This is a genomic window from Streptomyces sp. NPDC001700 (assembly GCF_053596435.1).
Genome location: NZ_JBSFGE010000047.1, coordinates 1 through 24,838, shown reverse-complemented (window position 1 = coordinate 24,838; position 24,838 = coordinate 1). Strand labels below are relative to the sequence as shown.

Below are 24,838 nucleotides of genomic sequence, written 5' to 3'. Positions count from 1 at the left end.
TGACGGATTTCACGAAAGTGATGGAAAACGAGCACCCAGCCACATAAAGCCCCAGGTCAACTCCTGTGGTCCCCGCGCACGCGGGGTTGGTCCCAGCATGGGCCCCGGGCTGCACCCGCTGCGGCGGTGGTCCCCGCGCACGCGGGGTTGGTCCTAAGTTCGAGGGCGCCGTCCTCCTTGGCCTCGGGTGGTCCCCGCACCCGCGGGGCTGGCTCTGCCCCCCTTCACAGGGGGCGGAGCGTCCGGGGTATACAGCCCTCGGCGACTGGTGCACAGCTCGCGCGCAACTCGCCACCATCAGAGCCGTTGTAAAGCAGGCGGACACTGAGTAGCCGATGGGAGTACCCGGACCCCCGTAGGGGAATGACTGGCCGTCCGAATGCTGGGGCGGCGTCAATCACCCCCCGTCGCTTAGGCTGGCTGTCAGTGAGCGACGCGAGACGAGGAGCATTGTGCGAACAGATCGAATCAGCGCCTCAGAGACGGAGCCAGTTCCGCGTTACGCCGATGCTGCAGCCTCCGGTCCTGTCTCACGAGAGCTCGCCAAGTCCGCACTCATCGCTGCGCTGCACGACACCTACGACACGACACTCCTCGCTCCCGCAACAGCCGCACCCGTGGCCCACCCGAATGGGTTCGTCAAGCTGCCCTTGGTGCGAGCCGCCAAGAACTCGAGGCGGTTTTTCCTTCATATCTGGCTGGCCGGCGACGAAGACACACAAGCCCACGACCACCGTTGGGACTTCTCTTCCACCGTGTTATGCGGAACCATATACAACACCTTGTTGGACATCGCCGAGGTCGACGACTCCCTTCTCAAGACGCGAACGTCCCACGCTGCGGGCTATCGGGTCATCCACTACGAGCCCCACAAATCGGGATACCGGTTCGACGCGAGTGTCAGGGAGCGAGTGATCGTTACAGGACATCAGACAGCGGTGGTATGCGCAGGCAATGAATACAGCATGCCGGCTTTCGCCTTCCACCGTGCGCGAGCACTGCCCGGCACGATGACGTTGGTCGCCAGGGGTGTGCCAATGAGTCGCCACGCCCGTGTACTGGTGCGGGGCGAGGTCTCCGAGGAGCCGCAGCAGTGGCGGCACGTGGGGGCGTCGGAGCGGCGTGGCTACCTTCGTGATGCGTTGGACTGCCTCGGGTGAGCCCTGCAGGCAATCGCCATGGACGCACGGCGGGGCGGGACGATCCTCGGACGCTGATCCGCAGAGATACCGTCCTGATCATCGCTGTCCACATCGATGAGACCCCAGGGGCGCCCTTCCGTACGGGCCCTCTGGAGCGACGCTGGCGGGTCGGCCGCCCCGATGAGGTGGTGTCCAGCGCATCCCGTCGTGCCGCATACACCCAGCTGCACCTCGAACCGCTCCTATGGGGGCAGCAAGTCCGATGGCATCGTGAGGTGGCCCAAGGTGAAGCGTCGCCCTCCCGTTTCCAGCTTTCGGCCATCGAGTTGGTCCGTCTCAATGACACCGCGCTCGGTGCGCTGAAGGACATGGGCTCACGGGTCCAGGCGAACGGAGTGGCGCTTCTCCACGGCACCCTGCCACCGGATCCGCCGACACGGCTGCCGAAAACACTCCAGGAATGTGCGGACATCGACCCTCACCACGGGCAGGGCACCCAGCGAGCTTGGGTCGCACGGCAGCTGCCCTCGGGGTGCGTGATCGCCGAGACCGAACGCGAGGCGGTGCACTGCACGCTCGTCACCGCCCAGAGCGGCCTGGTGCGGTTGCATCCAGGGCGTGCGCAGCGGAATTGGGATCCCACCGATCAGTGGTTGTGGCACCTGCACCACGCGACGTTGTATCCGCCCGGCCCAGAAGCGGTGGAGCAGCTCCAGGGCATGCGCCTGCCGCTGCCCACCAAAGTCCGGGGCGTGCTAGGCGTTCGCGGGCTCACCCTGGTCGGCACCGAGCACGATCCGGGTGTCGGAGTTCCGCGCAACTACTACGACGGCACCAGCTACCACCTGGCAACGCTGTACGCCGACGCCCTGGCCCTGGCCAGGCTGCAGCAGATCGTGTTGGACGCGTTCGGCAGCGAAGTGGCGCGGATCGGCGCGCACGAACCCCGTCGGCGGAAAGTGGCGCAGCTGGAAAGGGATCTCCTCGTCTTCCGCCGTAGCTACTGGGCGGCCGACTTCGGTCGGCAAGGAACCGTCGACGCCATGGTCCGGGCATGGCAGCAAAGCGCCGGACTGTCGCAGTCGCTGCAGAGCCTCGTCAACGACCTCGGCGAACTGTCCCGCCAGGTGCAATCCGCCGAGACGGAGACGACCAACGCCATACTCGGGCTGCTCGCCGCCGTCGGCCTGCCGTTGACCACGGGGCTCGCCATCTGGCAGGGGCTTCCACAGGCCGGAGCCTCATCGCTGTTCCGAATCCTCGTCGCGACTGGCGTGGTCACCATAGGCCTCGTCACGCTTTTCCCGGGGCTGCGCCGGCTGTTCGTGGACCTTTTCCGGCGCAAACGACGGGGTGGCCAGTGACGCAGACGTTCGCCTGGCCGCCACGGCATGCCCCCGGATATCCGCCCGGATGTGCCGACACGGGGGACGTACTCGCCCAGTTCGCCCGTGAGCGACATCAAACAGCGACCGTGGTCGTCGTCACGAGCGCTTTACGGGCCGTGGTGGAAGACAGAGGAGATCATATGGCCGGGCTGTCACGAGTCCGGCAGAGCCTGACGGCGATCGGCCATCGCCTCGGTGCCGCATGGAACCCTTCGTACTACGGCAAGGATCTGGTCCTGATCAGAGCAGGGGAACATACCTTCCCCGCGAGCCTGTCCATTGAAGCGGCGGCTGCAAGCAGCGACAGCGAGGTCCGGCATGGCTGGGCCTTGGGCCTCGTCTCCTTCAACGGAAGCGACGACGCGCGGCGTGAACGGTTGCTGCGGGCCTGCTACGCCACGTCGATGGCCGCTCGGTTACGGCGTGACCGGCCGGACCTTCGGCCCTACCGGGCCGACGATGTCCTGCTACGAGTGCCGGAACTACTGTCACCTGAGCGGGGTGCCTCGCTGCTCGCGGGCGTCCTCGTCCGACCACTCGGCAGTGGCACCACGGTCCCGGGGGCCGCTCCGGGAGAAGATCCGCGGTTTCCCGGAGTGCCTTCGGCCGACGCCTGGGCCGAGTTCTCGCAGAAATCACCACATCGCGGGGTCTACGCGGTCAGCGACGTTCACGATATCGAGTGGGGAACCCTCGACCGCGAGAGCGGGGAGCGTCTTACGGAGGGCAGCGCACACGAGCTGCTCCCCTTGGCCACGGCTTGGCTGGATGGATCCCTACGGGTGACGGACGTTCTGGACCGGGCATACGGGCTTCGGATACAGCGTGAATCGCAGCTCGCAACCCATCTACGAACCCTCAACGACGCGGTCACGGCCGGTGGCCGGCTTTTCGCGACGCTGGGGGACGGCCTATCCGGCGTCGTCTCCGATACCGCGCTCATGCGTGCGGCGCTGATCACTGCGAACGGCGCGAGCGCAGGCCGCATGCACAGTGGTGCTGGGGTGGCGCCTCTGGACGAGCTGGGACTCGCCTCGGCCAGCCGCCACGCGCACTTCAGCCTCCATGTGACCAAGACCCTCAAAGGCACGGGACACCAAGAGCGTCTCCTCCACGGTTTCGGCACCCCTCTCTGCGCCCGAGCGGCCAATTCCGTGATCGACTTCCTGTCCGCTTTGCGGAAGGCAGGTCCCGGAACCTCAGGCTTCCACCATCTCGCGCACGCACGACGATGGCGCGAGTGGTGGCATCAGCACCTGCCACCCGCCGCACAAGCCCGTCTTGATCGGCTCTTCGCATCCATGCAGGACACGGAGGCGAAGGCGTGACAGTCGGCTCATAGGGCCGCCCACTGCCATGCGCCGCACGACCACACCTGTGGCTCCACCACTCGTGCCGGGGCGGTGGGCGGACCGTACGGAGCCACTGGCGTCTCCAGTACCGGATTCCAAAAGCGCGCGAGCCGATCCACTGCCTCGGGCAGGCGTCCGAACTCCAGCCCGTCCCGGAAGGATGTCGTGTCCCAGAAGTCCAGCCATTCCTTTGGCGGAGGAGGAAGGTGCGTCGGCCATTGCCGGCCCATGGCGGCGAATTCGATCGCCACGTCACGCCGTACCTCCTCCAGGAACAGTGCGGGGGCCATGGGGCTCGCGGCGGCCAACAGGAAATCCGTGAGATCGGTCCAGCGCGTATTGATCTTGCCGCCGCCGCGCTGTCGCGTGTAGCGCAGCAGCTTCTGCGCCAGGCACCGGCTGAGGGTCGCCGCCGGTACGGTGACCAAGGAGGGCAGGCCGGGGAATTCGAGCCGTGCGGTGCGGCTGTCGGCCGCTGCCTGGGCATCCGGCACCAGCAGGATGTTGAGCAGGGCCGTCCCGATGTCCTGCCCCGCCCGTACACGGATCAATGCCCGGTGCACGGTCGCCCTGTCCGGCGAGCTGAACACCACGGGTTCCGAACGCACCAGTTGGATGCTTTCCCTCTGAGGCCCCGGGGGGAGTTCGGAAGCGGACAGCAGCAGTCGGCCCGCGCTCGCCGAGAGGGCCAGGTCGACATCGTTGGGCAGCCGGGCTGATGGGCCGATCCACCCGAGGATCGCTGTCGACCCTTTGAGGTGCCAACCCTCCGGTGGCAGGAGCCGGTCGATACTCGAGAGGACCACCGCTACGGATTGGACCAGGTATCGGTCAGCTGTGGGAAGCATGGTCCCGTCGGCGTTCTCCCATGCTCCGTGCCGCCGTTCCATCGCTGCCCCCTCGCTCATGTGTCCGTTCGGTCACCAGGATGACGGTGTCACAGGAGAGTGGCCACGGAAGGCGGATCGTGCCGGATATCCGCCCCTTGAGAGATCCACCGCAGCAGACGCGGTGGTGGTTTCGGCAGCATCCTCCGACGTCCGCTGCACACTGCGACGCGCGCCGCCAGTGCCCGCACCCCGGAGATTCCGCAGTCGGCGGCCAGGGCCAGTACGCTGTCAGGAACGCCCGACGCCAGCTCCTGATGCCGGCCGGCCAAGGCGAGCAGCCGTGCGGCCACGAACACGTCCGAGCCGGCGGTTTCCAGGAGCTCACGTGCCGCCTCGTAACCGGCTGAGGTAGCCGCCGCGCGGTCGAGGTACTGGACCGCACGCGGCAGCAGCCCCGGACATGCTCGTACGATGCCGGGGATGCTCCGGGACACCTCCGGGTCGGGCTCGATACGGGCCAGGGCGTACCTGAGGGAGCGCACATCGTCGTCCCGTATGCCCCGGCGCCACACCTCGTGCGGGTTGCCCGCGACGTCGCGTACTGGCCCCGCCAACACGTCGTTCACCGGCTCGGTGGTGCTCTTCTCTTCGGACAGACGCAGTCCGAGGGTTTCGAGCCCGGCTTCCACGGCACCGCGGATCTGCTCCGACTCCCCCCTGTCACGGACGAAGACATGCCAGTCGTCGCCCCAGCGCAGCCACCGGTTCGGGGCCGACGTGGCCAGGAGGGCGTCGATCGGGGCCAGCGCCGCGGAGCCGAGCCGGTTGGCCCAGAGGTGCCCAGGCAGGAGACACCGCCCCGTGGCGCGGTGCAGTTGGGTCAATTGGTGCGCCAACTCACCAGTCATCCAGGGAGTATCGAGCAGCGCGCGCAGCGGAAGCGACTGGCCGAAGCGGTGAACGTCGATCCTGAGGACGAGCGGCAGATCTCCCCGGCATCCGAGTACACGCAAACGGGACTGCCGCGCCCGGTAGGCAGAGCGGTAGTCCCAGTCCAGCGAACGGTAGCTGAACACCTCCGGGCGCAGCTCATGGCGATGGAGAGAGCGCTCGACCAGTTGGTGCGTATGGGCACGTACGACCGGAGGTACCACGGGGGCAGTCTCCATCCGGCGGGCGAAGGGCACTCGAAGCAATCCGACGTCGAGACGCTCCGGCATCAGAACGGTTCCGTCAGCCAGATCCCGTAGGACATCGGTGGCGCCGAGGGCGTCCGGGACCCACTCGGTCAGCAGGTCCTGACGAAGACTCGTGCTGAGTGCCCTGTTCGACTCGGTGACCTCGTCTCTCACGACCGCATGATGTCACCGGGTGGGCACCCCATATCACCTAGCCTGGCTGGCAGGCGGCGAAGAGGGGGAGCATGACCGGTATTCCGACCCCGGGCGACAGCCTGGACGTCCACGCGGCACTGGGCGCTTTGGTGGGAAAGACACCCAGCCATTCCAACGGGACGATGAATCTACTCCTGTCGCACATGCTCGATACGGCGGCTGTCGCCGACGTCATGTGGGAGCGCTATCTGGCACCGTCCACCCGGCGGCTGCTGGACGACACAGCCGGCGGGGCGGGCAAGGGGCGGGACTTGCTCGTGTGGCTCTGCGGAGTGCATGACTTTGGAAAGGCCACGCCCGCCTACCAACGGCGGTGGCGACCAGAGGCGGAAGCCGTACAAGCGGCCGGTCTGCGATGGCACGAGCCGACCGCCAGACGGTTCGAATGGCATCACGGACGCGCCGGAGGCCATCTCCTACGACGGCTGCTGTCGAGCGCCGGATGGCCTGACGAACACATTGCCTGGGTGTGGCCTCTGGTAGCGGGGCATCACGGCTTTTTCCCCGTCGAGAGCGCACTGAAGCCGGACCTCAAGGCACGAGGCCAGTTGGAGGGCAACGAGCGCTGGGCGGAGGTGCAACTCGCACTCGCCCGACGCCTTGCCGAGGAGCTGGGCCTGGCCTCGTTCACCGCCCCCGCCCCCGTCTCGGTGCCCACACGGGCCTTCCAACTGCACCTGAGCGGGCTCATCGTGATGGCGGACTGGATCGCCAGCGGGTCCGGCTTCCCGGGACTCGATGAGTTGGCCGACGTGAGTTTCACGCGTGCACGGCAACGGGCCACCGCAGCATGGCGGAAGCTCGGTCTGCAGAACGGCTGGGGGGAGCTGCCCGAGCCACCGTCGAATGCCTTCGCGATGCGGTTCGGGTGCACACCGCGGCCATCCCAGGAGCTGGCGATGGAGACGGCTCGGCGGATGGAGGCTCCTGGCCTGGTGATCATCGAGGCGCCGATGGGCGAGGGCAAGACCAGGGCCGCGCTGATGACGGCGGAGATCCTGGCCGCGAAGTTCGGCGCGGACGGCGTCTTCGTCGGCATGCCGGAATGGTCCACCGAAGACCCCATGTTCGGGCAGGTCAGAAGGTGGGTGAGCCGAATCGACGAGGATCTGGCCGGGCGGGTGGCCCTGCTCCACGGCAAGCGGACCTTCAATAGGGAGTGGAGCGCCCTGCTGAGTGAGCCACCGGAGGTCAGGCTCGCCGCCGTCAGCGAATGCGGCGAGGAGGATGCGCAGGGGCTGCGGGGCGGCGAGGCGGTGGCACGGGTACCCGCCGAATGGTTCTTCGGGTACGCGCGTGGTCTGCTGTGCCCCTTCGTGGTGGGGCCGGTGGACCAGCTGCTGTACGCCACGACCCGCACCAAGTTCGTGATGCTCCGCATGGCGGGGCTGGTGGGGAAGGTCGTCATGCTCGACGAGGTTCACGCCACCAACGTCTACACCTCGCAGTTCCTTCTCGAGGGCCTGCGCTGGTTCGGTCAGGCAGGTATACCGGTGGTGCTCCTGTCCGCGACGCTGCCGGCACCGCAGCGCCAGGCGCTGGTCGACGCTTACCTGGCCGGGGCCTCGGGACGTGAGGAGTTCACGGCGGACGACCTCCGCCACCCCCAGGGGTACCCCTCCGTCACCGCCGTTTGGAACGCACCGGACGGCACCGGCCACCGCTCCGCCGCACCGTCCTGTAACAGCTGGCGCACGGATCGGCCCCTCACCGTCGCTCTCCTGCCGGAGCCAGTACCCGACGGGAACGCGACTGTCGAGGAGCATCGGGCAGCCAGGGCGTCCGCCGACACGGCAGTCGCGGACCGGCTCGAAGAAGAACTGAGGCAAGGCGGATGCGCCCTGGTCATCCGCAACACCGTCGAACGGGTCCAGACGCTGTGCACCGTGTTGCGTGAGCGCTTCGGCGATCAGGTCCTGCTGCTGCACGAGCAGCTCACGATCGGGGTGCGTGCTGATCGCACGGCGGACTGTCTGTACCGGCTCGCCCCACGGCCGACCGGCACGGCACCGGGCCGGCCCCGGACGATCGTGGTCGCCACCCAGGTGGCCGAGCAGGCTTTCGATGTCGACGTGGACATTCTGATCACCGACCTGGCCCCGATCGATTCGCTGCTGCAGCGGATCGGTCGACTGCACCGCTGCGACGACGTGCACCGCCCCGGCCGATTGGCCAGGCCGCGTGTGATCGTGACGGGCTGGGCCCCCGGGAGCACGATCGCCGGTCAGGAGGGCGCCGACGCGAACCCGCTCGATCGTGGCACCCCACGGTTTCCCGGCTGCGCCGAGGCCCTCTACGGCCGCCATCTCCTTCTGCGCACGGCGGCCATGGTGTTCACAGCAGCCGGACAGTCCGGCGGCTGGAGCCTCCCAGGAGATATTCCTTCTCTGGTGGCGGACGGTTACGGCGGCGATGACGACGTCCCGGCGGCGTGGCGGGGCGACACCGAAGCGGCTGGGAGACAAGAGCAGACCGAGCGACGTGAGCGCGTCGGGAAGGCTTCCTACCATCTTCTGACGCGGCGCAGTGACCGAGAGGCCCCCACGCTGGCCGATCTCCATTACGTCGCCGTGCCTCCCGCCAAGGGCGAGGCCGGGCTGACCGCCCTGGTCCGGGACCGGGACCCCGGAGTGGAGGCCGTCCTCGTGATCCACGACGGTTCGCAGTACCGGACACTGCCCGGAAGTGTTCTGGCCAGGGAAGGTGCCATCGCTGACAACGACCTCGTCGACGAGGTTCTCGCCGACACGGTCAGGTTGCCCGCAAGCTGCGGTTCCGGAGCGGAGGAGCTATCCGTCCCGCCAGGCTGGGGCAAGCACGAACGGCTGAACCGACATCGGGCCCTGGTCCTCGACAACGACGGCACCGCTTGCCTTTCAGGGCGGAGGCTGCGCTACGACTCGATACTCGGACTCGTGGACGAGGGGCCGGTCACGACGCAGCCGTCCGGTTCCGCAGCGGGGCGAGGGTGAGCAGACCGCAGCCGTACGCCTTCGAAGGACCAATCCCTTCCAACAGGCACCTGATGAAGGTGGCTCGGTCGGCTACCTGAAGGCGTCCTTCGAAGGTGACGCTGTGGAAGGTGACGCGGGGCCCCTTCCCGTTCTTGACGAAGGAGTGCCGTTGGCGTGCGGTGATACGGACGTCACGCGCAGGGTCCGCGTCTCTCGGCCCGTCCTCGGTGGTCCGGGCGTCACCGACGGTGGGGCCGTCGACCAGGCCGGGTGCCGGGGTGTCGGTGCGGGATACGGGGATGTCGAACCCCCACCGCTCGGTACGCGTCAGAAACCAGTTCAGTTGGGCAGCCGCGGTGCGGTGGCCCAGCCTGAAACCACGTACCCGTTTGCGGTCGCTGTCAGCCGCAGCCGCGAGGCGGGCCGCTTGCGTCGGGGTAGGGCTGATCGGCGTCTGGGTGTTCTGTACGGGGCTGGCGGTCAAGCGAAACGCGAACTCCCGCCCGACGGCGATGTGGCCGAGGAGCGGGGCGTAGTCGCGGACAGCGGCGTGTTCTCCCTCGGCGTCGGGCCAGCCGGCCTTCTCGACGATATGGGTCCAGTCGGGCTTGCCGGGGGTGAGCACGAACAGATGAGGGCGGCGCGAATCGTCGGCGTCCAGCCGCCACAGCACGCGGTCACCGTGCGAGGCCTCGGGAAGGCCACCCATGACGGCCCCATGCATGGCACGCGGGTTGGCCAGCAAACGGCGGCTCTCGGCACGGAGGGGGTTGATGCGGATACGGGAGAGGTAGGTCATGGCGATCACCAGCCCAGCAGGGCGAAAGGGTCGTGTCCGGCGGCTTCGTCCGCGTCGTCGTGTGTGGTGTCGGGCCGGGGGAAACCGGTGGGGATACTCAGCCAGTCGTGCCGTACGCGTCGGCTGGTGAAGCTGCGGGCGTACGGGTCGAAGGAGACCGGCGAATCGTGAAGGACGTCGTCGCCTTCGGGGTCTTCGATGGTGACTGAGCGATCGATGCGCGCTGGATACAGCGGCCGGTCCAGGTCCTGCTCCCGTCCGCACTGGGCGGCATACTGCTCGCGGGCTCGACGGGTTGCCTGCCAGGGTTCGTCTCGCAGGACGTCTTCCAGGCTTCCTTCCCGTAGGCCGAGAGCGAGCGGCTGAGTGGGCGGGCAGGAGCGGCGGCCGAGGGCGAGCGGGAAGAAGGGAGCCCGAACGGCCTGATCCAGGGTGCACAGCAGGTCACGAGGGCCGGCAACGGCGGCCACGAACACCGCGTCCTGGAGGTAGTAGCGGGTGGTCACATGGGTGTACTTGGCCGGGGAGGTTGGTTTCTGGAGGCCCTTGGCCGAGACACCGGCCTGGAGCAGTGGCCGACCGCGGAAGTCGCTGACCGTGTGGTAGTCGCGCAGCAACGTACCGGGCTGGTCGACTCGAATTCCGAGGCGCAGCGGCGTCAGCTCGTCGAGCGGGGCCTCGCGGGCCAGTCCGGCCGCCGCCGCGAGGAGACCGATCACACCGGATTTGGTCGGCTCCGGGTTGGTCTCGCGTCGGTTGAAGGCGCCGCGGGAGCCCCACGATTGGAGAGGGGCGGCCAGCCTGAGCAGGAGTACTGCCTCGGTCTCGGCCTGTTGGGGGTCGGGGGCTGCCGTCGAAGGGTTGGTCATCGGGCGGCTCGCTTGACCGTATCGGTGAGGTGAGCACGCAGGCCGGTCAGCAGCTTCGGAAAGGCCACGGGCTCGCCGAAGGCGTCCTTGAGCCGCTCCGCGGTCGTCTCGGAGGAGTCGAAGGTGTGGCACAGGGCGGTGAATGCGGGGGTGTCGCCCCAGACACTGGTGGCGGTGGCGTACTCGCGCGCCAAGCGGCGAGCGGAGTCCGCGGCGATTCCGGAGCTGGATCCGACCGGTTCCTCGAAGGCTGAGACAAGGTTGACCGGCTGGTCGGCGCGCACGACGACCGCGACCAGGCTGGGCAGGGTGCGGTGACCAAAGGAGTTGCCGTAGCCGGTGGGCATGGAGCGGGCGAACGAGGTGACGAACTCCTCTACGCCGGTAACCGCTGCCTCCTCGTCGGTGAGGTTGTGCAAGAGCTGGTGGAGGCTAACCGAGGCGTAGCGGTACAGAGTGGCGGAGTTGAAGCCGATGGTGCCGATCATGCCGGCGCCAGTTTCCTGCTCCTTCATGGTCTCGTCGTCAACAGCCGTGAAGTAGTCGAATTCCAGCTCGACAGCATGAGTGGAGAGGGCGTGGGCGACCTGGGTCGCGGCGTCAACCTTCAGTGCGGGAACGTCGGCCACCATGCGCCCGAAGAGGGCGACGTCCATCGGATGCCCGGTGCTGAACTTTTCCTGCACCGGCAAACGGTCGATCTCGGCTGCCAGCTCTGTGTCGTCCAGGGAGGCCAATTCGGCCGCACGGTCACGGACGAGGTCAGCCACGGCGTTGAGCTGGCGGCGGCCGTAGAAGAACAGGTACGCGGTGTCCCCCTCTTTCTTCCCGGCGCTGATCTTCAAGGGCGCCAGCAAGGCACCGGCCAACCGGGACGAAGCCTCGGAGTCCAGGTCGGTTCCGTCCTCGATCAGGCCTGCGAGAGCGTTGAGGATGCGCCTCGTGCGCGTCGCCAGGTCCTGCTCGGGCATGCGCTCGGTGAAGTGAAGGCGGGTGGCACGCTTCCATGCCTGGGAAGAGACGCGAGACCGTCGTACACCGCCGTAGTACGCCTCCTTGGGGTTGCCCTGATCGTCACGGTTGAGGTTGGCCGGGGGCACTGTCTGCAGGATGTGGACGTCGATGTAGGTGCGAGGCGCTGTGAGCACCATGCGGTCCTCCGGGTTTTCGGTCTGTGGACGGGTGTAGTGGCGCTGCCGTAGGAGCACTAGGGGGTGTTGGCGGGGCCCGGCTTGGCCGTGCGGCCGTTCCAGGAGTGGTAGGCCAGTCCCCAAGTGCGGCGGACCCGTCGGCGTGACTCGGGGTAGTGCCAGTTCTTGATGTCCTGCAGCAACTGGTCGTAGTCCAGCGGCACTTTGATGGATCGAAGCTGCGTGATCAGCCCCCGGAGCCGATACACCAAGGTGGGCACAGATGTGGTGTTCACTGCGGCTGCGACGCGGCGGTCGACAGCTTCGGTGCTGAACCGGTCGTCGTGACGCAGTTTGCGCAGGGCTGCCCCCAGCCCGACACCGTGCTTGTGCATGGGCTGGGACTGGCTCTGCTGATGCAGACCGTAGAGCGACAGGGCCGCGTGTTCAGCTTCCAGCTCATGGGTGACATGCCCATCCGTCGGGCTGGTGTAGAAGGGCCAGAGCGTCGGGACCGTGCCGGCAGGCTGCCCCAGACCGGAGCGCAGGGCAGCGAGGTCTTCGCCCGGGGCCTTGGCGAGAGCTCCGCTCTTGGGGTCGATTCGCCAAGTCCCGTCGTTCCGTACGCGCTGGCTCCAGTAACGGCGCACGGGCGTGGCGGCTGAAGATTCGGTGGTGCTGCTGGGGCCGGTCTCGGGTGTGGCAGACACGGCGGTCCCCCTAACTTTCGTCGGACGGCCGATCGGTCGTGTTCGGTGTGATGGCGGGACGAGCGGAAAAGCGGGGCCTGGCCTGCCGCTCAAGAAGCCTTCCGCATCGCTGCGCGGCGGGTGAGGATCTCATCCGTGCGGTCCCTGAAGGTGCGTTCAGCACGACTGAGCCGGTAGAAGTGCTCCTTGCCGTCCTTCGTCACGATCCTTCTGCCGGTAAAAACGCCTGGGGCGGCTGTCGACAAAACCTGTTCGGCCACCTTCCAGGTTTCACGTCCGGCCTTCTGCTCCCATGCCGTCAGGCCGCGCTCGGACTGCTCGAAGTCCTCACCGACCGAGCGCAGACCGACCAGAAGGCGCCGTACCACGGGGTCAAGGGCGTGGAGCAGCGTGTCTCCGGGGCGTTGTCCCTTGTCCCAGGGGATCGGATCGGTGCCGGCTGCGCGCCGCAGATCAGCAGAGAGGTGGTTGACCGCGTCGGCAAGACTTTCCGCCTGGCTCACAGCCTCCAGAAGCGATCCGCACACGATGCCGTCAGGGTTCAGCGCGGTCAACGGCAGGGGGATCTCATCGAAGAAGACATCCTCGATCACGGCGGACTGGTTGCCGTAGGCGATACCGGTCAGCTCTACCTGGAGCGGGTACTCCGGAGGCATCCGATCCCTGGCCGCGCTGATCCGGCTCAGCAGAACGCTGGTGTGGAAACCTGCACGATCGTCCGTCGCATCGATCTGTTCCCCGGCGCGATCAACCGCAAGCAGGGCGTTCAGTCCCCGCCAAGCCGCACGACCCGTCTGATGACGTCGAGGACGAACAGGAGGGACGGCCTTCCCTTGGCCTGTCTTCTTGCCGCGGGCGGTGGCACTGTCGACAATCCAGGCAGTGTGTGGTTCGTGGTCGGGCGTGCCCTCCAGCCGGTCCCCCGCGGCGACGACGACCCGTGTGACCCGCGTCCCGCTCGAGGTCTCCTCCGGAATTAGCCGCATACGGCGCGATTGCCAGGTCCATACGTCCAGCAGCCCACGAGAAGGGCGCGTCTGCCAAGCCGGTGTGGCGCAGGAAAGCGTCCCCTCTATCCGGCCATCCCGCTTGCGCCGTTTCCACTGGGGAAGATCGTCGGACAGCATGGGCTGTCCGAAGGAAATGTTGAGCAGAAGAGTTTCGTAGACGGTACGCCCCATGGGCATGACGACACCCAATTGCCCCAGGGCGCCGACCGGATTACCCGTCGTCTTCCCCACCTTCACGCGCGGATCGCCCACCGCACCTGTCTTGATCGCAGCGGTGTCCCAGCAGTGGGTGTGCAGCAGCCAGCGTGCGGCCTGTGCCGGGGTCAGCTCCAGGGCGTCCCCTTCCGAACGGGAAGAGAACAGCGGTACGTTGTTGCCGGTAGCAGCCGTCGCAACGAGAAGCGCAGACCCCTTGGTCTCGTCTTTGGCGGTACGCAGACCCGCTACCTGAGCGAAGGGTTCGTCCCTGTCGAAGAGGTTGAATAGGTGACGATGTGCGTCAAGATAGGCAGTGAGTTTTTCGCGCTGCTTGAGAGAGAAGGTCCCGGCCGCGAACCACGCAGACCACTCAGCGGCATCCCGCGGCCGTCCCAGGGCGTCTACGACAATGGGCAGCAGCAGCTGACGGAAAATCGCGGGCTTCTGGGTAGGCAGATCAACAGCGATATCCTGGAACTGCTCTGCCGCCAGAAGGAGCCGTCGTACGCCAACGTCTTCGAAAGTGCCCAGCCTCTGAGGTCCCTCCCCCGGGACATTGTTCGAGGCACGCGCGGACAGCCATGCATCGTCCAGCAAGTTACACAACTTCGCTTCCCCCAAGCATCTACGTCATAAGATGCGAAAGGCATCATGACACAGCGGGCCCCAGATCCGTCGCGAAATGCCAAAATGCACCCCACAGTCCCCTGCCAGGCACTTGTCTTCCGGCGCGTCCCGACGCCCACCTGGCCCCACCCGGGGCAAGCGAGGTGATCGCCGGGAGGTGCGGTGTGGTCCCGGCGCACGCGGGGCTGTTCCCTCGCTGGAGGGTCAGGAATGATGGTGTGGGTGGTCCCCGCACACGCGGGGTTTGCTCAGGTATTGATCAGTGGCGCCCGGTTGTGCTTCGGTCGGCCCCGCGTCCGCGGGGGTTGCTCGGCATTGCGGAGGTTGTCCGCTCCGGCGTTGCAGTCGGCCCCGCGTCCGCAGGAGTTGCTCTGGCCGCCATCAGGGCTGCACCACCGGCGCGACGTCGGCCCCGCGCCGCGGGGGTTGCTCGTTGCGGAGCGCCTCGGTGGGGAACTCCGTCTCGTTGGCCCCGCGACCGCGGGGATTGCTTGGGGCGCCAGACGTTCGGCGCCCCCCTGCTACCGTAGTCGGCCCCGCGTCCGCGGGGGTTGCTCGCCAGCCCGGAAGAGATCAAGTACTTCCCGCTCGTCGGCCCCGCGACCACGAGGGTTGCTCGAGGCCCCCGTCGAGGCCCCGCCCGAGGCGGCCGTCGGCCCCGCCTCCGCGGAGGTTGCTCGCGACTGTCCTCGGTCCACTCGCCGCCCGGAACGTTGGCCCCGCCTCCGCGGGGGTTGCTCGATGCTCACCGGCGCTATCGGGAGCGTCGGCCCCGCGTCCGCGGGCGTTGCTCCAGGCTGTCGAGGACCTTGGATGTCTGCCGCTTGTCGGTCGGCCCCGCGTCCGCGGGGGTTGCTCCCGGAGATGGCCAGCGGGACTCTTGGCGCCGGGGTCGGCCCCGCGTCCGCGGGAGTTGCTCGTCGCCCAGGTCGCGTTCGGTCTCGAACGAGCCGTCGGCCCCGCGTCCGCGGGGGTTGCTCGCCCATGTACTGCCGCAACCCCCAGTGCCGTCGGTCGGCCCCGCGACCGCGGGGGTTGCTCCCGATCGAGCTGGCCCGTGCGGCATTCACCGCGGTCGGCCCCGCGTCTGCGGGGGTTGCTCGGAGCACCCGTAAGTGACCACAGCCATGGCCGAGTCGACCCCGCGTCCGCGGAGGTTGCTCCGCCAGCGTGGCCGCATTTGGCGCATCGGTGAGGTCGGCCCCGCGTCCGCGGGGGGGTGCTCGTCCACGCGCCAGCTGGTCGCCGAAGCCCTGCGTCGGCCCCGCGTCCGCGGGGGTTGCTCGTTCCCACTCCTCGGTGTCCTCGGCGCGGGAAAGTCGGCACCGCGCCCGCGGGAGTTGCTCGGCGCTTTGCGCCGCCTGCCCGGTGCAGGCCGAGGTCGGCCCCGCGTCTGCGGGGGTTGCTCGCCCTGCTGCGTGGCCAGATAGATCCCGATCTTGTCGGCCCCACGTCTGCGGGGGTTGCTCGGCCGCCCGGTCTTCGGCGTCGATGCGGCCGGTGTCGGCCCCGCGTCTGCAGGGGTTGCTCCCTCACTGCACCCTTCATGATCGGCGTCACGAAGTCGGCTACGCGTCCGCGGAGGTCGCCCCGGCGCCACGCCAGGATTCGCGGTCGCCAGTTGGTCGGCCCTGCGTCCGCGGAGGTTGCTCGATTAGGGGATTGCGGGACCCGCTGCTCGACAAGTCGGCCTCGCGTCCGCGCGGGCCCCGCGTCCGCGGAGGTTGCTCGGCGGGGTGCGGGGCGTGCCGGGCGCCGACCGTGTCGGCCCCGCGTCCGCGGGGGTTGCTCGCCCCACCCGCCGGTGCCCGAACTCCTTGCCGCGTCGGCCCCGCATCCGCGGGGGGTTGCTCCCCGCGACCACCGGCGTACCGGCCGCTCTGAGCGTCGGCCCCACGTCCGCGGGGTTGCTCGCTGCTGTGGGTAGACGAGCTGATGTTCTACACATCGGCCCCGCGTCCGCGGGGGTGCTCTCCATTCCGTAGTTGCGCCTCCCCTTTTCGCCTATCGGCGCCGCGTCCGCGGGGGTTGCTCGCGCGGATCCGGCCGGGTCTGCGGCGCGGTCGGGTCGGCCCCGCGACCGCGGAGGTTGCTCGCTGGCCCTCGCCTCGGCCGGACGGTTCGCACCGTCGGCCCCGTGTCCGCGGGGGTTGTTCTAAGGCGCTCGACCTGACCCTAGACAAGCTGCGGTCGGCCCCGCGACCGCAGGGTTGCTCTTGGGCAGCGCATCGCTGAACGCGCGCCGTCCGTCGGCCCGCGCCCGCGGGTGCCTCCTGCTTGATCTGGGCGAGCTTGTCCGCCAGGCCGTCGGCCCCGCGTCTGCGGGGGTTACTCCTCCCGCTCCGCGACGACGGCGATGTCGCGGAGGTCGGCCCCGCGTCCGCGGGGGTTGCTCGGCGCGTGTGGGCATGGGGTCATCATCCTTGCTGTCGACCCCGCGTCCGCGGGGGTTGCTCGTCGGGCCCGAGCGGCGGCGGCTCGCCCGCGGCGTCGGCCCCACGTCCGCGGGGGTTGCTCCCGACTCGACTCGCGGCAGAAACTCGTGTGACGGTCGGCCCCGCGTCCGCGGGGGTTACTCGGGTATCGACCCCACCCCGGCCCGGGGAGCCCGGTCGGCCCCGCGACCGCGGGGGTTGCTCCCAGCACAGGGTGAGCTGGACGGTGCGGGTCTTGTCGGCCCCGCGACCGCGGGGGTTGCTCTCACTTCCTCGGGATCAGGCGGCCGTCGGCCCGGTCGGCCCCGCGACCACGGGGGTTGCTCGACGCCGAGGATCTCCTCGGCGTACCTGGCGCCGTCGGCCCTGCGACCGCGGGGGTTGCTCGGCTACGTGGCACGCCCGCTCGGTGGGGCGATCGTCGGCCCCGCGACCGCGGGGGTTGCTCCTGGCGAACCCATGGCAGCCCGAGCCGGGCCCGGTCGGCCCCGCGACCGCGGGGGTTGCTCGTGAAAAACAGGGTCTAGTTTGACCCTTCTGACGTCGGCCCCGCATCCGCGGGGGGTGCTCCCGCAGGATGAGCCGGTGCCCGTCGACGTGGTCGTCGGCCCTGCGTCCGCGGGGGTTGCTCCCTCGTCGCGATCCTCGCGGAGATGCGCGCTGCGTCGGCCTCTCATCCCCGGGGGTCGCTCCAGCTGGACCGTGCACCATCACCGCCTTAGTCGCGAGCCAGCGCTCGGTTCCGGGTGGAGCCTGCCCGAGCTCTGACCCTGGCCGAGGAGATCGCCTCGCACCCGGAGCGGCTGTTCACCGGCATCGCAGGGGAGGCCAGGAACGCGGAGCGGTTCACGGCGAACGAAGGGATCAAGGCGTTTGTCGAGCACGTGAATGCCAGGACCGACGTCAACGGACTGGAGCCGATCCCGTCCGAGCGGGTCGCCCCGCACATGTTCCGCCCAACCATGGCCATGCTGACCGACCAGTTCCCCGGCTCCGAGATCGCCCTGGGGATCCAGCTCAAGCACGTCGCCTCACGGGCCCTGGCCAACCGGACCACCCAGGGCTATGCCGCCTCCGCGGCGTCCTGGGCCAAGCACCTGGACGCGGCGATCGAAGCCGCCCGGTTCCGCGGCCTGCGGGACCTGTTCGACGCCCACAAGGCGAACGAGCCGATCGGCTTCGGGCCTGGCGCCGAGCAGTGAAGATGACCGACACGACCGTCTCGGCTAAGACCGAGCACAAGCTCCGCGCGGCCATGGACCGGCTCCTGGCTGGCAAGCCGCAGCTCAGCGACGGCCGGCTCACAAAGAACAACCTCGCGCTGGAAGCGGGCGTCAGTCCCGCCACGATGTTCCGCGCGAAGACCGTTCTCACTGACTGGGACGCCCACATCGACACCCACGGCACCCTCATCCCCGGCGAGGCCCGGCGGGACGCCGACATCGACGACCTCCGCCGACAACTTGCCGCAGCCAAGAAGGAGATCACCGAACTCAATCGGCGGCTGACCGCCGCCACCACGGTCATCGCAGCGCTCCACCACGACAACCAGATGCTGCGAGCCGAGCACTACCAGGAGGGCACGCTTGTCGCGTTGCCTACCCAGCAGCAAGGTCACCAATCGAATGCATCTGGATCGCCATAGACCGCGCTGAGGCCATGCGGCGAGATGAGCCATGCCTTGGACAGGACACCGGGCCAATCTTCAGCAATCTCAAAGATCATATGTCGAAGCACCAAGGGGGGAAGATCAAACACAGGTTCAGGTTTGCCCTTCGCTCCATGCATCGGCCTGCTGTCGAGCAGCAGGCCGATCGGCTTGTCCACCTCGACGGCGCGCACACGAGCCAACTGTTTCTTCAGCTTCCCCTCGATCGCACGACCGACGCTGTTTCGCATCTCGCCGATCGTGCACGACCACTTTCCATCGGGACCGAAGCGTCCGGACCAGCCCACGGTGAGATCATCGAAAGCGATCGTCACCCGGTGATCTTCCGGCGCCTCACAGAAGCCGATCGTGGGGACGGGGAACGGGTGCTGCGGCAGCTTCTTAAGGTCTACGAAGGGCTTTCTCCGTTCGACTGCCTTCCTGGCTATCTCCACGACCCGGTCATACAGCAGCTCGCGCTCTTTCTTCTTAGCGCCGAGCCATGGACCGGCACTGATGGACACCCAGAGGCCACCACCTGGCGCTCGCGCCGCCAGGTTCTGAAGCCGCCCGATCAGCTCATGCGCAACGACATCCTGAGTGGCGACACGGCGGGGATCTTCTTGCGGCGCAGGCACCACAGTGTGATCGACGAACCCGGCGACTCCACTGATTGCGACCTCCGCATCGACAGGAATCGGTGGGGCATACCCATACAAGCCTTCCTGCCGCTCAGGGCTTCCCAGAAGTTCGGCTTCGAGCCCCACAGTCCGCAGGCCCGCGATGAGGGACATGAAGGCCGTCTGTTCGCGAGGCTTGTCTGCCATCAGTCGCAGAAAGGCCTCTGTGCTGGCTTCCGCGGTCATCCCCCGCCTTCCTGTCTTGACCCGACCTGCCGAGCTTGCGCTCTCGTGTCACTCGCTCGGGTGGTCTGAGGTTGAGAGGCTAACTCTCAAGACATCTGGGACGGGCGACAACCGAGTTTTCAAACGCTCTCGCTGCTTCCGCCGGCTCGCGCTCCATGAGAGTCCCAAACGCTGAAGAAGTCTTCCGCGACCCGCACGTCAACCCGCCTACGACGCCGAGGTCCGCACCGCCGTGATGGGCACCGCTGGCATCAGACTTCATGCACAACGCCAGCGCCGCTTCGGCGTGCGTCTTCTGTCAGATCGCCACCCGCCGCCCCACATGGACCGACGGACGGCTGGTCAAGGAGAACCTCTACCGGGAAGCTGGCGTCAGCCGAGCCACCATGAACCGGGTCCACCGCATCCTCGCCGAATGGGACCGCCGCACAGCAGCCACCGACGCCCGAACCCCTGGCGAAGCTCGCCGCGACGACGAACTCCGGACCCTCCGCGACCAGGTGGAGGAGCTCAAGCAGCAGAGAAGCCAGCTCCAGGCGGCTCGACGCCGCCACCGTCATCGCAGCACTCCACCACGACAACGAAGCCCTCCGCCAGCAGCTGGACACGCATGCCGGAACCGTCGTCGCCATCGGCTCACCACGCTCCGGCTGATCCCGGGTCCGTTACTCCCAGTCATTGTCAGTGCCCTACAGCAGGATGGCGAGATCAGCACCATCATGCGGTCAAGTCCACCATCAATAGGGGGGTTGCGTTGCCTGCGAGGAAGCGGCAGGACCTGCCGGTCGGCACCAGGATCGGCGTCCACGAGGTGACCGGCCCATCATTCACGAAAATCGTGATGGGTCGCAGTGGGCAATCGCCAAAACGCAACCGGTACTTCGTTCCGATGCGTTGCACAGCCTGCAAGAAGGACACGGATATCCGGGAGGACAGATTAAAGGAGTTGGAGACATCGGCTTGCGGATACTGCTACGCGAGCGTCGACAACGACCCTGAAGCACGTATCCACGTCAAGAGGGTCTGGAACGGTCAGGTCCAGGTCTATGAGAGATACCGATACCACGGGCGATCGAGAAGTCGGCTGCACGGCGTCTGGACTAACATGCGGGAACGATGCTCCAATCCGAAATCCGAAAAATACCCCCGATATGGCGGTCGCGGAATAACAGTTGACCCAGCCTGGGGCAACTTCCTGACCTTCGCCAAGTGGGCGGACGAGAACGGATACGCCGAGGGTCTAGAGATCGACCGAATCAATAACGACCTCGGTTACACGCCGGAAAACTGTCGATGGGTCACCGACCTTGAGAACTTGATGAACCGGAGTCGGTTCCTCTCCGTCCCGCTACAGGAGGCGCTCGATGCCCGGGCCGCTCACGACAAGGTCGACACCTACACAGTGATCCGTCGGGCTCTGGAAGCCTGGCACAAGGCGAACCAGCAGGCAGGAGACGACCATGGCCAGTAAGCGTCAGGGCTCGGCGAAGCGCCCACCGGCAGCCGTCGGGGATGTCTACGGACGGCTGACGATCATCGAATTCCTTGACAGGAGGCGACAGAACAGCAGAGGCGAGTGGATACAGTGGGTCCTAGTTGAATGCTCATGCGAGAGCCGGACCCGCACGGAAAAGAGGCTTCCGAGCCTAAGATCGGGAAACACCCGCAGCTGCGGGTGTCTCGCTCGCGAGACGACGATGGCGAGAGCGACAACGCACGGTGGCCACAAGACCCGCCTTTACAGCATCTGGGGATCGATGAAATACCGTTGCAAAAACACCACCCATCGAAATGCGCACCGCTATTCACTCAAAGGCGTCACCGTCTGTGATGAATGGCAGGGCTTTGCCGCCTTTCGGGACTGGGCGTTAGTCAATGGCTACATGGACGGAAAGGAGATCGACCGGATTGACAACAACCTGGGTTACAACCCTGATAATTGCCGGTGGGTGACGACACTAGAGAACCTTGATAACCGTGCTAAGTACTTGCCGGCAGACCTTGAGGAATGGCTCCACACTCACGCGCGCCGAACCGACTCTTCGCCCTATGAAGTGATCAAGGCGGCCCTCGAAGCCTACTTGGGTGTCTCACGGACCGGAGCCTGACGAGCTGTCGCAGGTCGGAAGGAAAGACGTCCGTCTTCGCGAGGTTGGTATGCGGGCGTCTCATGAGACATCGAAACGGTGGAGAAGTCTTCCGCATCCCGCACGTCGGCCCCGCGTCCGCGGGGGTTGCTCCTGGGCAGCGGCCCCCTACGTCACCGTGCGTGGGTCGGCCCCGCGTCCGCGGGGGTTGCTCGTTCTTGTAGCGGTCCCCGTGGAACTTCCGGAAGTCGGCCCCGCGTCCGCGGGGGTTGCTCCACCGGCCTGGTGCCTGCCGGTCCGGCGTGGTCGTCGGCCCCGCGTCCGCGGGGGTTGCTCGCACGACGGGGGCCCGATGCCCCCGAGGCGCCGTCGGCCCCGCGTCCGCGGGGGTTGCTCGGGCCAGATCAACGCAGGTGTGCCGACCCGGTCGGCCCCGCGTCCGCGGGGGTTGCTCCGAGAGATACAGCGACGCCTCGCCGCCTCCCGAGTCGGCCCCGCGTCCGCGGGGGTTGCTCCTTGTTCGCCCCGCTGTTCAGTCTCGACTTCTGGTCGACCCCGCGTCCGCGGGGGTTGCTCCTGTGCGCCGCCCGCATCGTCGCCCCCGTCAACGTCGGCCCCGCGTCCGCAGGGGTTGCCCGGCGCGGCCGCCGAGTGCCCAGACGTAGCTGAGGTCGGCCCCGCGTCCGCGGGGGTTGCTCCGGGTACGGGGCGGGCATCAGCCCCAGCCCCAGGTCGGCCCCGCGACCGCGGGGGTTGCTCCTCCACTCCGCTGATGACCATGGGCTGTACGCCGTCGGCCCCGCGTCCGCGGGGGTTGCTCAGGGGGCCGTCATGAAAAAGTTGATCATGGGAAGTCGGCCCCGCATCCGCGGGGGTTGCTCCTCCTTCAGGTCGAACCCGGTGAACGGGCCCCTGTCGGCCCCGCGTCTGCGGGGGCTGCTCGGTCATCCGGCCGAAGGGCCTGGTCGTCTTCACGCCGGCCCCGCGTCTGCGGGGGTTGCTCCAGGGGGGGGTAAGCTCTCAGACCCCCGACCGCGGGTCGGCCCCGCGTCTGCGGGGGTTGCTCCGTGATGGTGGCGGCGTGGGAGTGCAGCCGGTCGTCGGCCCCGCATCTGCGGGAGTTGCTCCGCTGGCCACCTGGACGCGATGATCCACAGCACGTCGGCCCCGCGTCCGCGGGGGTTGCTCGACCGTGCAGCTCGTGCCCTCCGCCCAGGCCAGGTCGGCCCCGCGTCCGCGGGGGTTGCTCCGGGACGTAGCCCTCGCCCTGAGTCTCCGGCTCGTCGGCCCCGTGTCCGCGGGAGTTGCTCCTGGGACCTCACCCCGGATCCGGCCGCGCCCCCGTCGGCCCCGCGTCCACAGAGGTTGCTCGACTTCTGTCGCGTATGACCCGAGCGTTATGAGGTCGGCCCCGCGTCCGCGGGGTTGCTCCCGGCTCGCCGATGAGGCGGAGGCCGCCGCCGCGTCGGGCCCGCGTCTGCGGGGGTTGCTCATGATCACGGTCACCCGAGCGTGGTCGGGTGCCGTCGGCCCCGCGTCTGCGGGGGTTGCTCTGCCCGCCACCTTCTACTTTTCGCAAGTGAAAGGTCGGCCCCGCGTCCGCGGGGGTTACTCAGAGGACGACTTGGGCGGCACGGGCAAACCCGGTCGGCCTCGCGTCCGCGGGGTTGCTCGCGCGCATCTCAACGTCGAGAGACTGCGCGGGTGTCGGCCCCCCGCGTCTGCGGGGGTTGCTCCGGCTACTCGGCGGAGTGGAACCGCAACTTTTCGTCGACCCCGCGTCCGCGGGGTTGCTCCCTCACTCGCCTGACCAGGGCGCTGCTCCGCGCGTCGACCCCGCGTCTGCGGGGGTTGCTCTCCATCGACGTACAGGACGTCCGGTCCCTCAGCGTCGGCCCCGCGTCCGCGGGGGTTGCTCGGACCAGACGGCGGCCAACATCCTGAGCATGGGGTCGGCCCCGCGTCCACGGGGGTTGCTCGATGCTGGCGCCCTGGTGGAGGAAGTCGTCGGTGTCGGCCCCGCGTCCGCGGGGGTTGCTCGGTGGGTGGGCCGGGCCCGCGCCAGGGTTGCGGGTCGGCCCCGCGACCGCGGGGGTTGCTCCACAATGGACGGCAACGCACGGATGTACGGCATGTCGGCCCCGCGACCGCAGGGGTTGCTCGCTCCGCCGCGTCACCACCATCCTGAGCCAGGGGTCGGCCCCGCGACCGCGGGGGTTGCTCGAGCTGGCCGGTGTCACCGTTGGCCGCCTTCGGGTCGGCCCCGCGACCGCAGGGGTTGCTCGTCCTGGCGCCGGTCGGTGTGGTGTCGATCGCCGTCGGCCCCGCGACCGCGGGGGTTGCTCCCCGACACCGACGAAGTGCTCCAGGCCGAGCCCGTCGGCCCCGCGTCCGCGGGGGTTGCTCGAGCGTCACCATGAGCTGAGCCATAGGGTCCAGGTCGGCCCCGCGTCCGCGGCAGTTGCTCGGCCGGACACACGGTCTGCCCCGGCGATTGGATCGTCGGCCGCGTCCGCGGGGGTTGCTCCTGGTGGCGCTCAGCGTGTCGGTGCTGCCGCTGGTCGGCCCCGCGTCCGCAGGGGTTGCTCTGGGCGAAGCACGGAACTCGCGCCTTCCAGCTCGTGGCCCCGCGTCCGCGGGGGTTGCTCGTAGAGGTCGTCGTTGCTCATGGTCATACCGCCGGTCGGCCCCGCGTCCGCGGGGGTTGCTCTCCCTAGGTCAAAGCGCGTGCGCGCGGCGCGAGCTGGTCGGCCCCACGTCTGCGGGGGTTGCTCGGTGGCTCATCCCCTGCGGCACCGCCAGCTCCTGGAACCTGCGGCACGTGAACGCCCTCACCGCGACAGAAGGCGTAACCACCTACCTCGGCGTCCCGCCCGCCGACCGCCTGACCCGCCCCGGCACGTACTGGCGCGTGGAATACAGCCACGACCGCTACCTGACCGACCCGTGGCAGCTGTACGAGGCTTTGGCCCACGCCGTAGTCAGCAAGCCCGACACTAGCCAGGACGGCGTCCGGTGGCACCCCAAGTCTGCGCCCGCTGCCAGGAGACGACCAGCGAACCGGCCATCGCCGCCATCGCGCACAGCGCAAGCGTCGGCGGCCACACCGTCTACGCCTGCCCCGGCAAATGCGCCGCCAGCTTCCCCAAACAACACGACCCCTTCCACCGCACCCCCATCACCCGCCCCGCCGACCCCGACACACGCGATGACCAGCCCCGGGCTCGGCCGTAAGACCGAAACCCACACGGCGTGACACACGGCCCTCAACCACGCCGCGAGATGCCACGACTGCCGAGCGAAGGCTGCGAGGTGGGCCTCGCCCTCCTGTACGCGCACTACCAAGCATGGGCCAAGCTGCACGAACAGCCTCACCCGACAACTCCCAGGAGAGCCCCG

The 24,838-nt window shown here is 68.2% G+C and carries 17 protein-coding genes and 1 CRISPR repeat array; of the genes, 9 read left to right on the top strand and 8 right to left on the bottom strand.

Going from position 1 to position 24,838, the window contains the following annotated elements:
- The first annotated feature begins 653 nt into the window (after positions 1-653).
- The 3 genes from ACWC5C_RS41135 to ACWC5C_RS41125 all read left to right on the top strand — a co-directional run bounded on the left by ACWC5C_RS41135 (position 654) and on the right by ACWC5C_RS41125 (position 3,858).
- Entirely contained in the window at positions 654-1,160 is a 507-nt protein-coding gene (locus ACWC5C_RS41135) for a hypothetical protein (protein WP_450884313.1), read from the top strand.
- Positions 1,161-1,417: 257 nt separating this feature from the next.
- Entirely contained in the window at positions 1,418-2,506 is a 1,089-nt protein-coding gene (locus ACWC5C_RS41130) for a hypothetical protein (RefSeq protein WP_450884311.1), read from the top strand.
- Between the two features lie 164 nt (positions 2,507-2,670).
- Positions 2,671-3,858 carry a hypothetical protein gene (locus ACWC5C_RS41125; protein ID WP_450884309.1) on the top strand — a complete coding sequence of 396 codons (1,188 nt, stop codon included), beginning with the start codon at positions 2,671-2,673 and terminating at the stop codon, positions 3,856-3,858.
- A gap of 8 nt (positions 3,859-3,866) precedes the next feature.
- Here ACWC5C_RS41125 and ACWC5C_RS41120 read toward each other — a convergent pair whose 3' ends face one another.
- Both ACWC5C_RS41120 and ACWC5C_RS41115 read right to left on the bottom strand, forming a co-directional pair.
- Entirely contained in the window at positions 3,867-4,730 is an 864-nt protein-coding gene (locus tag ACWC5C_RS41120) for a nucleotidyl transferase AbiEii/AbiGii toxin family protein (RefSeq protein ID WP_450884317.1), read from the bottom strand.
- 89 nt (positions 4,731-4,819) lie between these two features.
- The gene (locus ACWC5C_RS41115) at positions 4,820-5,932 is read right to left on the bottom strand and encodes a hypothetical protein (protein ID WP_450884307.1); all 1,113 of its coding nucleotides are present in this window, start codon (positions 5,930-5,932) and stop codon (positions 4,820-4,822) included.
- A 203-nt stretch (positions 5,933-6,135) separates the two neighbouring features.
- Between ACWC5C_RS41115 and cas3 the strand changes: the two genes are divergently transcribed.
- Entirely contained in the window at positions 6,136-9,078 is a 2,943-nt protein-coding gene (gene cas3 / locus ACWC5C_RS41110; RefSeq protein ID WP_450884305.1) for a CRISPR-associated helicase Cas3', read from the top strand.
- On the opposite strand, the gene cas6e is transcribed toward cas3, so the two are convergent.
- The 5 genes from cas6e to casA form a co-directional block, all read right to left on the bottom strand.
- Entirely contained in the window at positions 9,038-9,859 is an 822-nt protein-coding gene (gene cas6e / locus ACWC5C_RS41105; RefSeq protein ID WP_450884315.1) for a type I-E CRISPR-associated protein Cas6/Cse3/CasE, read from the bottom strand. The two genes, cas3 and cas6e, sit on opposite strands and share 41 nt — an antisense overlap.
- Positions 9,860-9,864: 5 nt before the next feature.
- Positions 9,865-10,728: a type I-E CRISPR-associated protein Cas5/CasD gene (gene cas5e / locus ACWC5C_RS41100; protein ID WP_450884303.1), complete on the bottom strand. Its 864-nt coding sequence runs from the start codon at positions 10,726-10,728 to the stop codon at positions 9,865-9,867.
- A complete protein-coding gene (gene cas7e, locus ACWC5C_RS41095; protein ID WP_450884301.1) occupies positions 10,725-11,879 on the bottom strand; it encodes a type I-E CRISPR-associated protein Cas7/Cse4/CasC in 1,155 nt (384 codons plus the stop codon). The genes cas5e and cas7e overlap by 4 nt, the downstream gene beginning before the upstream one ends.
- Before the next feature lie 56 nt (positions 11,880-11,935).
- Positions 11,936-12,568: a type I-E CRISPR-associated protein Cse2/CasB gene (gene casB, locus ACWC5C_RS41090; RefSeq protein WP_450884299.1), complete on the bottom strand. Its 633-nt coding sequence runs from the start codon at positions 12,566-12,568 to the stop codon at positions 11,936-11,938.
- 89 nt (positions 12,569-12,657) lie between these two features.
- Positions 12,658-14,373 (bottom strand): type I-E CRISPR-associated protein Cse1/CasA, encoded by a 1,716-nt coding sequence (casA, locus tag ACWC5C_RS41085; RefSeq protein ID WP_450884297.1) that lies wholly within the window; start codon positions 14,371-14,373, stop codon positions 12,658-12,660.
- Between the two features lie 3,211 nt (positions 14,374-17,584).
- On the opposite strand from casA, the gene ACWC5C_RS41080 reads away from it, so the two are divergent.
- Positions 17,585-18,040 carry a hypothetical protein gene (locus tag ACWC5C_RS41080; protein WP_450884295.1) on the top strand — a complete coding sequence of 152 codons (456 nt, stop codon included), beginning with the start codon at positions 17,585-17,587 and terminating at the stop codon, positions 18,038-18,040.
- A 2-nt stretch (positions 18,041-18,042) separates the two neighbouring features.
- Entirely contained in the window at positions 18,043-18,483 is a 441-nt protein-coding gene (locus ACWC5C_RS41075; RefSeq protein ID WP_450884293.1) for a hypothetical protein, read from the top strand.
- On the opposite strand, the gene ACWC5C_RS41070 is transcribed toward ACWC5C_RS41075, so the two are convergent.
- Positions 18,453-19,352, bottom strand: a complete 900-nt coding sequence (locus ACWC5C_RS41070) for a hypothetical protein (RefSeq protein ID WP_450884291.1) — start codon at positions 19,350-19,352, stop codon at positions 18,453-18,455. The two genes, ACWC5C_RS41075 and ACWC5C_RS41070, sit on opposite strands and share 31 nt — an antisense overlap.
- A 754-nt stretch (positions 19,353-20,106) precedes the next feature.
- On the opposite strand from ACWC5C_RS41070, the gene ACWC5C_RS41065 reads away from it, so the two are divergent.
- From ACWC5C_RS41065 to ACWC5C_RS41055, 3 genes are all read left to right on the top strand, one after another.
- Positions 20,107-20,823: a hypothetical protein gene (locus ACWC5C_RS41065; RefSeq protein WP_450884289.1), complete on the top strand. Its 717-nt coding sequence runs from the start codon at positions 20,107-20,109 to the stop codon at positions 20,821-20,823.
- Positions 20,813-21,460: a hypothetical protein gene (locus ACWC5C_RS41060; RefSeq protein ID WP_450884287.1), complete on the top strand. Its 648-nt coding sequence runs from the start codon at positions 20,813-20,815 to the stop codon at positions 21,458-21,460. Before ACWC5C_RS41065 ends, ACWC5C_RS41060 begins: the two co-directional genes overlap by 11 nt.
- 1,807 nt (positions 21,461-23,267) lie before the next feature.
- A CRISPR array of direct repeats spans positions 23,268-23,906; the repeat unit is 28 nt; unit sequence GTCGGCCCCGCGTCCGCGGGGGTTGCTC.
- 548 nt (positions 23,907-24,454) lie between these two features.
- Positions 24,455-24,673, top strand: coding sequence for a hypothetical protein (locus ACWC5C_RS41055; protein ID WP_450884285.1), 219 nt, complete (start codon positions 24,455-24,457; stop codon positions 24,671-24,673).
- The last annotated feature ends 165 nt before the right edge of the window (positions 24,674-24,838 follow it).

What these genes read in the sequence shown, in the direction of transcription:
- ACWC5C_RS41115 (WP_450884307.1), bottom strand. Translation starts at nt 5,932, where the DNA reads ATGCCGGAGCGTCTCGACGTCGGATTGCTTCGAGTGCCCTTCGCCCGC.
- ACWC5C_RS41060 (WP_450884287.1), top strand. Translation starts at nt 20,813, where the DNA reads ATGGCCAGTAAGCGTCAGGGCTCGGCGAAGCGCCCACCGGCAGCCGTC.
- ACWC5C_RS41120 (WP_450884317.1), bottom strand. Translation starts at nt 4,730, where the DNA reads ATGCTTCCCACAGCTGACCGATACCTGGTCCAATCCGTAGCGGTGGTC.
- cas6e (WP_450884315.1), bottom strand. Translation starts at nt 9,859, where the DNA reads ATGACCTACCTCTCCCGTATCCGCATCAACCCCCTCCGTGCCGAGAGC.
- ACWC5C_RS41075 (WP_450884293.1), top strand. Translation starts at nt 18,043, where the DNA reads ATGACCGACACGACCGTCTCGGCTAAGACCGAGCACAAGCTCCGCGCG.
- cas7e (WP_450884301.1), bottom strand. Translation starts at nt 11,879, where the DNA reads ATGGTGCTCACAGCGCCTCGCACCTACATCGACGTCCACATCCTGCAG.
- cas3 (WP_450884305.1), top strand. Translation starts at nt 6,136, where the DNA reads ATGACCGGTATTCCGACCCCGGGCGACAGCCTGGACGTCCACGCGGCA.
- ACWC5C_RS41125 (WP_450884309.1), top strand. Translation starts at nt 2,671, where the DNA reads ATGGCCGGGCTGTCACGAGTCCGGCAGAGCCTGACGGCGATCGGCCAT.
- ACWC5C_RS41070 (WP_450884291.1), bottom strand. Translation starts at nt 19,352, where the DNA reads ATGACCGCGGAAGCCAGCACAGAGGCCTTTCTGCGACTGATGGCAGAC.
- cas5e (WP_450884303.1), bottom strand. Translation starts at nt 10,728, where the DNA reads ATGACCAACCCTTCGACGGCAGCCCCCGACCCCCAACAGGCCGAGACC.